The sequence below is a fragment of the Paenibacillus sp. JT31N11 genome, from assembly GCF_056269285.1.
Map to the genome: position 1 here is coordinate 306,394 of NZ_JBWDNQ010000003.1, position 13,401 is coordinate 319,794.

Here is a 13,401-nt window from a genome sequence, read left to right on the forward strand (position 1 = left end):
TCAATATGAGTGCAGCCAGGAATCGCAAAACGATGCTGACCCCTGCCATTACGCAGAATGCGGTCAAAGAGAGTTTCATTAAATTGAATCCCGCTGTGATGATCAAAAACCCTGTCATGTTTGTCGTTGAAATAGGGACCGTTGTCGTGCTGCTGATGACCATTATCCCGGGTTACTTTGGAACGGGAGATCAAATTGGCTTTAACCTGACGGTCTTTCTGATCCTGTTGTTCACCCTGCTGTTCGCCAACTTTGCAGAAGCGCTGGCTGAAGGCAGGGGCAAGGCTCAGGCGGATTCGCTGAAGAAATCCAAGCAGGAGATTATGGCGAACAAGCTTGTTGGCGGCAGCACGAAGACGGTAAACGCAACCGAGCTGCGAAAAGGCGACCTCGTTGTCGTCTCTCAGGGCGAGATGATTCCGGGAGACGGCGAGGTGACCGAAGGCCTCGCTTCCGTGGACGAGTCGGCGATTACCGGCGAGTCCGCTCCTGTGATCAAGGAGGCCGGCGGCGATTTCAATTCCGTAACCGGAGGAACGCGCGTTGTCAGCGACCGGATTACGGTGCGGATTACAAATGATCCCGGAGAGTCTTTCATCGACCGGATGATCTCGCTTGTAGAAGGCGCAAAGCGCCAGAAGACGCCTAATGAGCTGGCGCTTAATACGCTGCTGACGAGCTTGACGCTGATTTTCCTGATCGTGGTCGTTACGCTTTCGCCGATTGCGGACTTCGTCAATATCAAGCTGGAAGTGCCTGTGCTGATCGCGCTTCTGGTCTGTCTCATCCCGACGACGATCGGCGGTCTGCTGTCCGCCATTGGCATTGCGGGGATGGACCGTGTGACGCAGTTCAACGTGCTGGCCATGTCGGGCAAGGCGGTCGAGGCCGCAGGCGATATTAACACCATGATACTGGACAAGACCGGGACCATCACCTTCGGCAACCGGATGGCCAGCGAATTCGTTCCTGTGGGCGGCGCCAGTATGGAGGCCACCGGGCAATGGGCAGCGGTAAGCTCTGTCAAAGACGATACGCCGGAGGGGCGTTCAGTGCTTGAGCTGATGAGGAAGCAGGGGCTGGACTATGACAGCCAGTTAGCCGAAGGCGCGGAGTTTATCGAGTTCAAAGCGGAGACCAGAATGAGCGGGCTGGATATGAAGGATGGCCGCAAGGCGCGCAAGGGCGCCGTGGATGCCGTGAAGAAGTGGGTGGCGGCGCAGGGGGGCACGATTCCGGAAGACCTTGACGAGAACAGCAACCGGATCGCAAAAGAAGGCGGTACGCCGCTGGCTGTTGCGATAGACGACAAAATCGTCGGTGTCATCTACCTGAAGGATACCGTGAAGCCCGGTATGCGCGAACGGTTCGCGCAGCTTCGCGAGATGGGCATCAAGACGATCATGTGTACCGGCGACAATCCGCTGACGGCGGCGACCATCGCCCGTGAGGCTGGTGTGGATGATTTTATCGCGGAGAGTACGCCGGAGGACAAAATCGCCGTAATCCGCCGCGAACAGGGGGATGGCAAGCTGGTCGCGATGACCGGCGACGGAACCAATGATGCTCCGGCGCTGGCCCAGGCCGATGTGGGGCTGGCGATGAACAGCGGTACAGCCGCCGCCAAAGAAGCCGCCAATATGGTCGATCTTGATTCCGACCCGTCCAAGATTATCGAGGTCGTCTCCATCGGCAAGCAGCTGCTGATGACCCGTGGAGCCTTGACCACCTTCAGCATCGCCAACGATATCGCGAAATACTTTGCGATTATTCCCGCGATGTTCATTCTGGCGATTCCGCAGATGAAGTCACTGAATGTGATGCATCTGGGTTCGCCGAAGTCGGCGATCCTGGCGGCATTGATCTTCAATGCCGTGATCATTCCGCTGCTGATTCCGCTTGCCATGAGAGGCGTGGCCTACAAGCCGATGATTGCATCGAGGCTGCTGTCCCGCAATATCCTGATTTATGGTCTGGGCGGAGTCGTCGTTCCATTCATCGGGATCAAATTGATCGATCTGCTCGTCCATATCTGGATATGAATCTAATTTTAGCCGTTCAGGAAAGGCAGGAATAACCATGAACAAACCGGACTCTCCTTCTTCGGAGACGCCTACCGCGAGTCTATTCTGGATCGCTCTGCGGGCCGGCATTGTCTTCATCATCCTCTGCGGGATTATTTATCCGCTGGTCTGTACGGGAATAGCCCAGGTCATTATGCCGGGCCATGCCAATGGCAGCCTGGTGAAGGATGCAGAGGGCAATAAAATCGGCTCGGAGCTTATCGGCCAGAAGTTCGATAATCCGGCATTCTTTCAAGGGAGAGTGTCAAGCATCGATTACAAGGCGGAAGCATCGGGCTCGAACAATTACGCCCCTTCCAATCCCGATATGCTGAAACGGACTCAGGATTCCATCGATGCCTGGAAGCAGGCCAATCCGGATGTGCCCGCTTCTCAACTGCCGATTGCTCTGATCACCAATTCCGGTTCAGGGCTTGACCCGCATATTACGCCGCAGTCGGCGGCGGTGCAAATTCCGCGCATAAGCAAGCTGACGGGTCTGGATGCGAATCAGCTTCAGCAGCTGGTGGACGAGCATACGGAGGGACGCGATCTCGGACTGTTCGGCGAACCCCGCGTCAATGTGCTCCGGCTCAATATGGCGCTGCAAGCGCTCGTGACGCCGTAATTCTCATGCCCTGCCATCCCTTCCCGGGATCGGTGGGGTATTTTGCAATAACCAGAAGGGAGTGAGGAGTAGGGTGGCTCACTTGGAAGGCTTTCGCCGGAAGACGCCGGAGGAATTGTTGCTGTCCATATCCAAAATTCACCGGGGCTGGCTGAAGATCTATATCGGGGCCTTCAGCGGCTCCGGCAAAACCTATCATATGCTGCGTGAAGGCCAGGCGCTCAAGCAGCAGGGCATTGAAGTGGTCGTCTGCGCCGTGTCCACCATGCAGCGCCCGGAAACCAGCGAGCAGCTGGCTGACCTGGAGCGGATCCCGAGCATTCATTGGATGAAGGACGGCACTGCCAGGAAGGACTTGAATATGGAGATGATTCTAAAGCGCAATCCGGAGGTGGTGCTCGTTGACGGACTTGCGCACCGCAACCGTCCTGGAGCGGAGCATCCCTCCAGGCTGGACGATATCCGCTATCTGCTGGGGCACGGCATCAGCGTCATTACAACCGTCAATGTCTATGAGCTGGATGGCATCTCACAGCTGGCTCATAAGCTTACCGGCATCGAGGTCGAGTATTCCGTAAAGGCCGAAACGCTGGAGCTGGCGGACGAGGTGCGTCTGATCGATGTCTCGCCGGAGACGTTATTGAAGCGGCTTGATGAAGGTCATCTGCGCAGCATGAAGGATTCTGTCCTGCTGAAGCGGGGAAATCTGGGCATGCTCAGGGAGCTGGCTCTCCGCCTTGTAGCGGAGGGGGTGAATGATACGCTGGTCAAGCACCGCGAGGAGCAGGGGCTGACCGGACCGACAGGCGCTTTAGAACGGATTCTGGTATCGGCCCAATATCATTGGAACGGCTCGATCTATATCAGACGCGGCCAGCAAATCGCCAGGCGTCTTGGCGGCGATATGAGGGTTGTCGTATTTGTTCCTCCGGACAAGCATCTGACCCGCGAGGAGGCGGCGTTCCGGCGTTCGATCCGGAAGCTTGCCGAGAAGGTGGAGGCGGCGTTCGAGGAGCTTCCTCTGCCGGCCAGAAGGAAGCTTCCGGGGGCTTTGGTTGACTATGCGGTCAGGCATAATGTGACCAGGATTGTGCTGGGCCACTCCAAGCAAAGCCGCTGGCAGGAGTTCTGGCGGGGCTCGATTGTGGGCGGCGTGCTGAGAAAAACAAAAGATATTGATATTTTCTTCATGGCCGACCGCGCCGACCATGAGGGGGGGCGCGTGCTGCCGACGCATCGCCAGACTTCCAAGCCGTTCTCGGAGCCATACCGCAGATTGAGCAAGCAGGAGGTGGAGCGCAAAATCGAGCGGATCAAGCGCGGCAAATTCAAGGTTTATATCGGAGCCGCTCCCGGTGTGGGCAAAACCTATATCATGCTTCGCGAAGGGAACGATCTGCTGAAGAAGGGGATCGATGTCATTATCGGCCTGCTGGAAACACATGGGCGCCAGGAGACAATGGCGCAGGCGGGCGTGCTCTCTTCCATTCCCCGCAAGGCGATGGACTACCGGGGAGCCTCGCTCGAGGAAATGGATGTGGCCGCGATTATTGCGCGCAATCCCGAGGTCGTGCTTATTGACGAGCTGGCCCACACCAACGTCCCCGGCAGCAAAAACAAGAAACGCTATGAGGATGTCATGGAGGTGCTGGACGCGGGCATTTCCGTGATCACAACGGTCAATGTGCAGCATTTGGAAAGCCTTAACGATGCCGTCGAGCATATTACAGGCGTACGGGTCAGAGAGACGGTGCCCGACAGCATCCTGCGGCTCGCCGATGAAGTGGAGCTGATCGATGTCGCGCCCAAAGCGCTGCAGCAGCGTCTGAGGGAAGGGAAAATCTATGCCTTGACGAAGGTCGAGCAGGCGCTGAACCATTTTTTTAAAACCGGCAATCTGATTGCCCTGCGGGAGCTCGCGCTGCGGGAAATTGCCGACGATGTGGACGAGCGGCTTGAGGCCTCACAGCAGGAAGGAGCATCGCTTCGCGGACCTTGGCGGCGCAGGGAGTGCATCAACGTCAGCGTAAGCGCCAGCGACTGCGCGGAGCGGCTGATCCGGCGCGGGTTTCGCATCGCCCACAGGCTGAAGGCGGACTGGCATGTCGTCCATGTCCATGTGGGAGAGACGATGTCCGAGGAAGTCAAGCGGCGTATTCAGGCTTTGCAGGAGCTCACTGTGCGTCTGGGCGGAGAATTTATGCTGGAGCATGCACCCAAGCGCAGCAAGGTGGCCGGCATTATACTGGAGCGCGCCAACGGCTGCAAAAGCACACAGCTGATAATGGGCCAGCCGCTGAACGGGTTCTGGGTCCGTCTGCGCCGTTCCTCCGTGGTTTCTCCTCTTCTGCGGCGGAGCAGGCATATGGATGTGCTGATCGTGGGCAATTCCATGCCCCGCGGGTGACGGGTCTGCAGGCTCGCCGCTCCCGGGGCGGGACGGCTCCGCATGGGAGCCAGACAGTCCGTTCCGTAGCACCGGATACAATAAGCCTCGGCAAAAAAACATTCTTCAAGGAGGATGAAACAGGCAAGAAGGGGACCAGCAATATTTTCTGATTCGATGTCGTATTCTCTTATTCCCGGCTAACTAAATATATCAAAATATAACATAGCCTGATAAATAAGAATGCATGCGTATTAACATTTAACATCATAGTCATTGAATATATAATAGACAATATATATTTATTTTGTTTACAATGAATATATTAAGTGTTATGGTTAGGACGTCGAAAGGCTTCCGCCTGCGAGACGAATCAACGGAAGGAAGGGCTAACATGAACATCAGCACCGGGATATCGTTATCCGGAATCGAAGGTAAGGTCGTAGCCATTACGGGCGCAAGCAGCGGAATTGGAGAAGCAACTGCGCTTCTGCTCGCTGAGCGCGGGGCGAAAGTCGTACTTGGCGCGCGCCGCTCGGATCGGCTTGAGGCTCTTGCGGCACGAATCGTAAATGCGGGCGGGGAAGCCGCATATGCAAGCATAGATGTGAGACGGCGAGATGATCTGTCCACCCTCGTCCAATTGGCATGTGAACGGTATGGCAAGCTTGACGTTCTCGTCAACAATGCCGGCGTTATGCCGATATCTCCCCTTGATGACCTGCGCGTGGAGGATTGGGAGGCAATGATCGATATCAACATAAAAGGCGTTTTGTATGGGATTGCGGCAGCACTGCCCGTCTTCCGCAAGCAGGGTTTCGGGCATTTCGTCAACACCGCGTCTACAGCAGCATTTCGTATCGTACCGAACCAGTCGGTCTATGCCGGCACCAAATTCGCCGTGCGCGCCATCTCCGAGGGGCTGCGCCAGGAGGCGGGAGATAAGCTGCGGGTGACGATCATTTCACCTGGCTTTACAAGGACGGATGGTGTGGGTGCTGCTGTTACCAATCCGGAGGTCAAAGCCCAGCTGGAGGAGTCCCGGGACAAGTTCGCGATGCCGCCGGAAGCGATCGCCCGCTCTATTGCGTTCGCGATCGAGCAGCCTGCAGATATTGATGTGAGCGAGGTTATTGTCCGCCCCACCGCGCAAGGCTAACTTTCGCCTCTGTGAAGGCGACCGCCGTTTTTCCTTGAGTTGAGCGGGACGGGGACGGATCCCGCCGAGGCAGAGGATGGGCGAAATTGCTGCACATTTGGCCTGCTGGTCAGACGGTTCAGGGCGTCAGAGGCGGAGCTGTGATCTTCCCAGGCAAATATATGAGTCGAATGTAATCATAATCATCTTTCATGAAGAGGCAAAAAGACGCTCCTGGCGCCACTGATAAAGTGGCGCCGGGAGCGTCTTTTTGCATGTTGTTTGGGAATGAGAGGATCTCTTTGTTCCCGGAGCGCCGTTCGGGCCTGGCGGGCGGGTATTCACTGCAGCAGGGCTTTTTACGTCCAGCATGGCCAAGAATAAGGCTGGCAAGCCCGCAAGGAGGCTTTTCCTTAATCTATATGTGGTCAGGATGACGCTTCAATAATCATTACGCCGCGGCCAGCGACAGTAGCGGGACCGGAAGCCGGCTGGCCGGTAAGCAGGTCAACGCCGTAATTCTGATCAAATTCCACCGTCACGGCATTCGGATTATGGTTCATGACGAACAGGTAGGAACGGCCGTCTTTGTCGCGGCTTGCCACTTCCACGCCTGGCTGCTTGCCCGGCAGCGGCTCAATTCCCCGCTCGGCGCAAAGCGATCCCAGGAAGCCCTGCAGGAAGCTGGCATCGGGGCTTGTAGCGACATACCAGGCTTCGCCCGAGCCGAAAGAATTCCGGGTCAGCGCCGGCATTCCAGCATAGAAGTCATCGCCATATTCCGCTATAACGTCCGCTCCCTCAGTATGAATAAGATCGCACAGCAAGGAACAGCTGTATTCCCCCTGAAGCGTTCCGTAAGTATCCTTCATGATCATCCGGTTAGTCTGATCCGGGAACAAAGCGTCGATTTCTTCGGCCCAGATGCCCAGAAGCTTTCTGAGCTCCCCCGGGTATCCGCCCAGCGTGACGATATCGTTCTCATTGACAATGCCGCTGAAGAAGGTGGTAACGAACGAACCGCCCCCCTTGACATAGGCTTCAATCCGCGGCGTCATTCCCGGCTTCACCATGTACATAACCGGTGCCAGCACGACATCGTATCCCTGCAGCTCATCTTCGAAGGAGATGATGTCCGCTTGTATGCCCAGCTGATAGAGTGCATCGTAATACTTATGAATTTCATTCAAATACTGCAGCGCCACGCTCGGACCGCTGGAGTACTCGATCGCCCAGCGATTCTCCCAGTCATACATAATCGCCACCTTGCTTGGCGTGCGCGAGCCCAGCAGCTTATCGCCGAGCTGGCCCAGTTCTGCGCCGAGCTGGGCGCACTCGCGGAAGACCCGGGTATGCTCGTGGCCGACATGCTCGATAAGCGCGCCGTGATATTTCTCGCAAGCGCCGACCGAGCGGCGGAGCTGGAAGAACATAATGCTGTCCGCGCCATGCGCCACAGCCTGATAGCTCCACAGCCGCATCACGCCCGGGCGCTTGAGTGAATTGTAGGCCTGCCAGTTCTGCTGGCTCGGCGTCTGCTCCATGAGGAGAAAAGGCGCGCCGCCCTTCAGTCCGCGCATCAGGTCATGCGTCATTGCCGTGTAGCTGACAGGCGTATCGGCAGCAGGGTAGTTATCCCAGGAGATAATGTCCATATGCTTGGCCCATTTGAAATAATCCAGCTGCTTGTATGTGCCCATCAGGTTGGTCGTCACCGGAATATCGGGGGTGACCGCCTTGATCGCTTCATATTCCAGCTTGTAGCAATCGAGCATGCCGTCGGAATTGAAGCGCGCGTAATCCAGCGATATGCCCTGAAAATTCGTACGGTTGGCGGCCCACTGCTCAGACAGGCCGCTCGGCAGGACAATCTCCTCCCAATCGTAGAAGGTATGGCCCCAGAAGCGGGTATTCCACTGCTCGTTCAGCTTGTCCAGCGTCACATATTTCCGCTTCAGCCAGACGCGGAAGGCGGCGGCGCAGTTCTCGCAGTAGCATTCGCCACCGTATTCGTTGGACACATGCCACAGCAGCAAAGCCGGGTGATCCTTGTAGCGCTCTGCCAGCTTCGAAGCGATCCGCTCCGAGAATGTGCGGTAGGAGGGGCTATTGGGACAGGAATTATGCCTGCCGCCGAATTTGCGCTTGCGGCCGTCAAAATCGGTGCGCAGCACATCAGGAAACTGGTGTGCCATCCAGGCGGGATGCGCCCCCGTTGACGTGGCAAGGCAGGCGTATATGCCATTCTCATGCAGCATGTCCATAATTTGATCCAGCGTTTCAAAGTTGTAAGTGCTTTCATTCGGCTGCAGCATAGCCCATGAGAACACGTTTACGGTGGCGATGTCCATGCCGGCCAGCCGCAGCATGCGCATATCCTCCGGCCAGACGCCGCTGTCCCACTGCTCGGGATTGTAGTCGCCGCCATATAACATTTTGGACAGTTTGGTCGTATCCATAGATATCAGCTCCTAAGATGTTTGTAGCTTCATTTTATGATATGATTCACGTTAACGATATATAATATTTAGATAGGCAGGATATGATAATATGGAACAAATCATCCGTCGCAAGGTTGTGGAGGATCAGCTTCGACGCTTTATGTTTGTGCTCGGCAAAAACGATCTTCCGCTGTATGTAGAAAGCATCGGCTACAATCCCGATCAGGAGTCCGTTGTCAGACGCAAAGGCTATCCGTACTTTCATTGGCTGCAGACGATTGAAGGCGAAGGGGAATTTGAATTAAGCGGCAGAAGGTTCTCGTTGTCCCAGGGCAACGGTTCCCTGATCTTCCCCGGGGTTCCGCATTCCTATTCAGCCGCCAAGGGTAAAAAGTGGGCAACCCTGTATGTGACCTTCGGCGGCTCGCTGGCGGATTCGATGCTTGCCCAGCTTGGCATCCGCCATACGGAGTGGCTGCATTGGAATGATGATGCGCCGATAACGGAGCAGCTGCTGGATATGGTGGAGCAGACCCAGTACGACGAAGACCGTACAGGGCTGAATGCTTCCGCACAGCTGTACCGGTTTCTGACGATGGTCAAAATATACGGCCAGACAGGCGGCAGATCCTCTTTGTTTCAGCATCTGGAGAAGCTTGACCCGCTGCTCAACTGGCTGGATCAGAAGTTCGGCGATCCGGAAATCGGCTTGATGGACATGGCGGACCGGCTCGGAATCAGCCCGCGTTATTTGAATGCGCTGTTCCGTCAGGCATTCGGCATTACCGCCTATGCCTACCTGATCCGGCTGCGCATCCGCAAAGCCAAAGAGCTGATGAGCAAAAGTGAACGGAAGTCCATCAAAGAAATTGCCCAGCTGTCCGGGTATCGCGACCCCAGCCATTTTATATCGGCCTTCGGCAAGACCGAAGGCATGACCCCCGACCAATTCCGCAAGCTGCAGGGATTGACATATATGACATGAGAAGCGGCAGCGGCTGGCCTTGAAGAAACTGACTTAATGCCAAGGACGGCGAGAGCCGTTCTTCATATACAATAAGATAGTGTGAAATCCGGCCTTGCCCTGCTTATATTTCTGATGGAAGAAACGTGGCCATGACGCTGAAAATACGGCGTCTGCCTTTTCTTCTTGTATGATGAACGGAGAGAACTTACAACCATGGATGTGAAAAAATGCGCGGCATGCGGAGTTGAGAAGCCCCTTACCGCTTATAGCAAGCGCTCCTCCGGCATCAGCCGGCGCGGAACCTGCCGCTCTTGTATGCGCAAGCGCCAGCGGGAGACGGCGCACAGCCGGACAGGCGGCTCAGTTGAACCTGCAATTGAACCAGCAGTAACCGTGAAAACAACGATAAAGGAACAAACTCCTTCCGCTGCCGCTGTGAAAGCTGTGATCTGGCCTGATCAGCCGGATAAAAAGAAGATCAGTTACCCCGCAGAGCCGCAAATGCAAGCTCTGCAGCTTGAAACGGGTGACGGCGCATCTGCGGCTGAAGAGGACGCTCCCCCGCAAAAGCGCAAGCGCCGCAAGCGCGGCCGGCGGAAATCGGGCGGGCATAAAGGCACTGAAACGATTGGGTCTGCAGGTCCTGATCGAGCAGCAGATGGACGAATGAAGGCAGCGGAGCGCAAGGATTCCGCTGCAGTTGGCATAACCCATACATCAAAGCCTGCGGATTCCGCTGCAGTTGGCGTAACCCAGTCGGATCCCGCTCCAGTTAGCCTGACTTCAGTCAACGGGTCAAGCCAGGTTCAGGTCCTGGGCAAGGAGAGTATCTCCTCCGCTCTTCCCATTATTGAAGCTCATCCCGTACCGGCAGCTGCGGTGGATGAGCTTGCGCCCAAACGCAAACGAAGACCGCGCGGACGCAAACGCCGCCGCCGCTCAGCCAAAGCGGGCGAGAGCGCTAATTCTCCTCAGGCGGAGCTGCGTCCGCCAAGTAAAAGAATCGTTCCGTTCAAAGGCCCCTTCAAATACGATACGTCGATTCTGAACGACAGGGGAACGGGTCTGATCCGTCTGCGCGGCCGCCGCGAGACCGGCAAGCGCTGGTCGACGGACATTCCGCTGGAAATGGCGATAACCATGGTGAAGGAAGGCGCGGCGGGCATCATAAGTCCCGGCCAGATTCATAAGCTGTATTCGAAGACGGATTTTCGTCTTCTCGTTCTGCAGCGGGACAATTATGTTTGCCGTTATTGCGGCCGCTATGGCGATACCATCGATCATGTGATGCCCAAGTCCAAGGGAGGATTGTCCTCGCCCTTGAACTGCGTGTGCGCTTGTGCGGATTGTAATTTGAAGAAAGCCGACAGCCTTGATTTCGTATATGATGATTTCTGAGAACTTTATTTATATGGTCCGTACAAATGCCAATCCCCTCCATCGGGGGATGGCATTTTCCATATATTTGTGAATGCTTCGTTTACGAGTTGGAAACATGTCAGATATGCCTGGGATATAAGCCTGTAATAGATTAAGAATAGGGTGATACGGAAAATGGAGAAGAAAATTCTCGTTGTGGACGACGAACAAAGCATCGCAGGGGCAATTGCCTACGCCTTCCGGCGGGAAGGCTACAACGTGGATATTGCCTATGACGGCGAAGAAGCGCTCAGGAAAGCGGCTTCCTTTAAACCGGATGTGATGGTTCTTGATGTCATGATGCCCAAGCTGAACGGATACGATGTGTGCCGCAAGCTGGAGAACCGCAGCGGTCTTGGCATTATTATGCTGACTGTCAAAAACGACATTGTCGACAAAGTCATCGGCCTTGAGCTGGGCGCGGATGATTATATGACCAAACCCTTTGATCTGCGCGAGCTGGTGGCGCGTGTCAAAGCATTGATCCGGCGTATGGAGAACCGGACGGAGGATGAGCCGCAGCAAGTCGAGATAGCGGAACTGCGGATGAACATTCCGAACAGAGTCCTTCAATTGAAGGGCAAGGCGATCGATCTGACCCCCAAGGAGTTCGATTTGATCGCACTCCTGCTTACGCATCCCGAGCGGGTATATACGCGCGACGAGCTGCTTGATCTCGTCTGGAGCATCGATTACGCGGGGGGAACCCGTACGGTGGATATCCATATGCAGCGGCTGCGCAAGAAGCTCGGCGAGCCTTACCAGAATTTGCTGCAGACCGTATACGGCATCGGCTATAAAGCGCTGCGGGAGCTGTCCTGATGAAACGGAAGAGGCAGCCAGACAGGGAGGAGGGGCTGAAGCTGCGAAGAAGAACCCCTTTCAGCCTGAAATGGCGGTTTACGATCGGCCTGGCCATTCTGCTTGCTGCGACTGTCTTGATGCTTGGCTGGCTTGTGCTGCGTGAAATTGAGAAGGAACAGATGAGCAGGGTGGAAGCAACGATGAAGCAGCGCAGTGACCTGGCTAATTTGCGCGTGCGGCAGATGTATCTCAGTGCGGACGCGCAGGATGATGTGAATACTTTTTTCCGGCGCAGGGGACCGGAGCTGGCTTCGGATCTCAGCAGCCTGCTGGGAAATGCGCATATTGTGCTGTATGACGCCAAAGGCATGGAAATTGGCAACTCCCAACCGCTGTCGACGACGCCTTCAATCGAAGATATTCTGGAATATGCGAAGAAAGGCAGGACCGTCTACCAGGTTTCCGGCAATTCGCTTGTTTATATGGCGCCGCTAGTCTGGTCGGTCGGCCAGGTGGGCATTGTACAGCTGGAGACTTCCCTGCAGGCCGATCAGGATTATTATGCCAGGCTGCAGCGTTCTCTGCGCAATATTGGACTTGCAGCGCTGGCAGTCAGCTTTCTGATTGGATTTCTGTACGTTTCCCGCGTCACCGGTTCGCTGCGCAAGCTCAGATCTGCCGCCGATCAGATCAGAGACGGCCATTTTATTAAAGATTCGCCTGTTCGGCGCAGAGACGAGCTTGGCGAGCTCAGCGAGGGGATTACCTATATGAGCCGGGAAATCGAGCAAAGCTTCGCGCGGCAGAAACAGTTTATCGGAAACATCAGCCACGAATTCAAGACGCCGCTCACATCGATTATTGCTTATTCCGATCTGCTGGATATGTACCGGGATGACCCGGCGCTGCTGGACGAAGCGAGGGAGAATATCCGCAAGGAAGCCGACCGGCTGCTGGAAATGGTGGAGAAGGTACTGCATCTGTCGGCGCTGGAGCAGTATGAGTTCGGTCTGAACGCGGAACGCCTTGATGTCCGCGAATCGCTGGAAGAGGTATGCAGCCGGATGCGGGGGAAGGCAGTGCAATTCGGCATTCGGATTGAAACGGATATCAAGCCGGCGCAGGTTCGTGTCGACCGCGAGAGCCTGATGCATATTTTCATGAATCTGCTTGATAATGCAATCAAATACAACATAAAGGGAGGCACGGTTCACGTCTCCTGCAGTGTCGAAGGGGATAAAGCGGTTATCATATTTCGTGATACGGGGATCGGCATACCGCCTGAGGCTGTCGTGAAGCTGTTCGAGCCGTTCTTCACGGTCAGCAAAGACAGGGCGCGCCTTACAGGGGGAACCGGACTTGGACTGTCGCTCGTGAAAAGGCTGGTCGAGGTACAGCATGGCAGCATCACGCTTGAGCAGCCGCCATCCGAGTCCGGTTCGGTATTCAAAGTCGAGTTTCCGCTCGCGGCTCCTGGAACCGTGAAACCTTTACAAGCTTGAAACAAGACCGGAATATTGTCGAGAAATTCATTTTGTACGATGGATATGAAAAG

At 55.6% G+C, this 13,401-nt stretch carries 9 protein-coding genes; 8 read left to right on the forward strand and 1 reads right to left on the reverse strand.

Features of this window, described 5'->3' with window-relative positions:
- Positions 1-5 precede the first annotated feature (5 nt).
- From kdpB to AC0YNV_RS13975, 4 genes are all read left to right on the forward strand, one after another.
- Positions 6-2,042: a potassium-transporting ATPase subunit KdpB gene (gene kdpB / locus AC0YNV_RS13960; protein WP_475768627.1), complete on the forward strand. Its 2,037-nt coding sequence runs from the start codon at positions 6-8 to the stop codon at positions 2,040-2,042.
- A 37-nt stretch (positions 2,043-2,079) separates the two neighbouring features.
- The gene (kdpC, locus tag AC0YNV_RS13965; protein ID WP_475768628.1) at positions 2,080-2,691 is read left to right on the forward strand and encodes a potassium-transporting ATPase subunit KdpC; all 612 of its coding nucleotides are present in this window, start codon (positions 2,080-2,082) and stop codon (positions 2,689-2,691) included.
- Between the two features lie 82 nt (positions 2,692-2,773).
- Positions 2,774-5,098, forward strand: a complete 2,325-nt coding sequence (locus AC0YNV_RS13970; RefSeq protein ID WP_475768929.1) for a histidine kinase — start codon at positions 2,774-2,776, stop codon at positions 5,096-5,098.
- Positions 5,099-5,471: 373 nt separating this feature from the next.
- Entirely contained in the window at positions 5,472-6,236 is a 765-nt protein-coding gene (locus AC0YNV_RS13975; RefSeq protein ID WP_210038340.1) for an SDR family oxidoreductase, read from the forward strand.
- 407 nt (positions 6,237-6,643) lie between these two features.
- On the opposite strand, the gene AC0YNV_RS13980 is transcribed toward AC0YNV_RS13975, so the two are convergent.
- Positions 6,644-8,674: a beta-galactosidase gene (locus AC0YNV_RS13980; RefSeq protein ID WP_475768629.1), complete on the reverse strand. Its 2,031-nt coding sequence runs from the start codon at positions 8,672-8,674 to the stop codon at positions 6,644-6,646.
- Between the two features lie 91 nt (positions 8,675-8,765).
- Between AC0YNV_RS13980 and AC0YNV_RS13985 the strand changes: the two genes are divergently transcribed.
- The 4 genes from AC0YNV_RS13985 to AC0YNV_RS14000 all read left to right on the forward strand — a co-directional run bounded on the left by AC0YNV_RS13985 (position 8,766) and on the right by AC0YNV_RS14000 (position 13,348).
- A complete protein-coding gene (locus AC0YNV_RS13985; RefSeq protein ID WP_475768630.1) occupies positions 8,766-9,641 on the forward strand; it encodes an AraC family transcriptional regulator in 876 nt (291 codons plus the stop codon).
- Between the two features lie 195 nt (positions 9,642-9,836).
- On the forward strand, positions 9,837-11,021 hold the full coding sequence (locus tag AC0YNV_RS13990; RefSeq protein ID WP_475768631.1) for an HNH endonuclease: 1,185 nt from the start codon (positions 9,837-9,839) through the stop codon (positions 11,019-11,021).
- Between the two features lie 156 nt (positions 11,022-11,177).
- Positions 11,178-11,864, forward strand: a complete 687-nt coding sequence (locus AC0YNV_RS13995; RefSeq protein ID WP_475768632.1) for a response regulator transcription factor — start codon at positions 11,178-11,180, stop codon at positions 11,862-11,864.
- Entirely contained in the window at positions 11,864-13,348 is a 1,485-nt protein-coding gene (locus tag AC0YNV_RS14000) for a sensor histidine kinase (RefSeq protein WP_475768633.1), read from the forward strand. The genes AC0YNV_RS13995 and AC0YNV_RS14000 overlap by 1 nt, the downstream gene beginning before the upstream one ends.
- Positions 13,349-13,401: the final 53 nt, after the last annotated feature.

Bases quoted from the DNA above. Each gene is read 5' to 3' on its own strand.
- kdpB (WP_475768627.1), top strand. From the start codon at position 6: ATGAGTGCAGCCAGGAATCGCAAAACGATGCTGACCCCTGCCATTACG.
- kdpC (WP_475768628.1), top strand. From the start codon at position 2,080: ATGAACAAACCGGACTCTCCTTCTTCGGAGACGCCTACCGCGAGTCTA.
- AC0YNV_RS13975 (WP_210038340.1), top strand. From the start codon at position 5,472: ATGAACATCAGCACCGGGATATCGTTATCCGGAATCGAAGGTAAGGTC.
- AC0YNV_RS13980 (WP_475768629.1), bottom strand. From the start codon at position 8,674: ATGGATACGACCAAACTGTCCAAAATGTTATATGGCGGCGACTACAAT.
- AC0YNV_RS13985 (WP_475768630.1), top strand. From the start codon at position 8,766: ATGGAACAAATCATCCGTCGCAAGGTTGTGGAGGATCAGCTTCGACGC.
- AC0YNV_RS13990 (WP_475768631.1), top strand. From the start codon at position 9,837: ATGGATGTGAAAAAATGCGCGGCATGCGGAGTTGAGAAGCCCCTTACC.
- AC0YNV_RS13995 (WP_475768632.1), top strand. From the start codon at position 11,178: ATGGAGAAGAAAATTCTCGTTGTGGACGACGAACAAAGCATCGCAGGG.
- AC0YNV_RS14000 (WP_475768633.1), top strand. From the start codon at position 11,864: ATGAAACGGAAGAGGCAGCCAGACAGGGAGGAGGGGCTGAAGCTGCGA.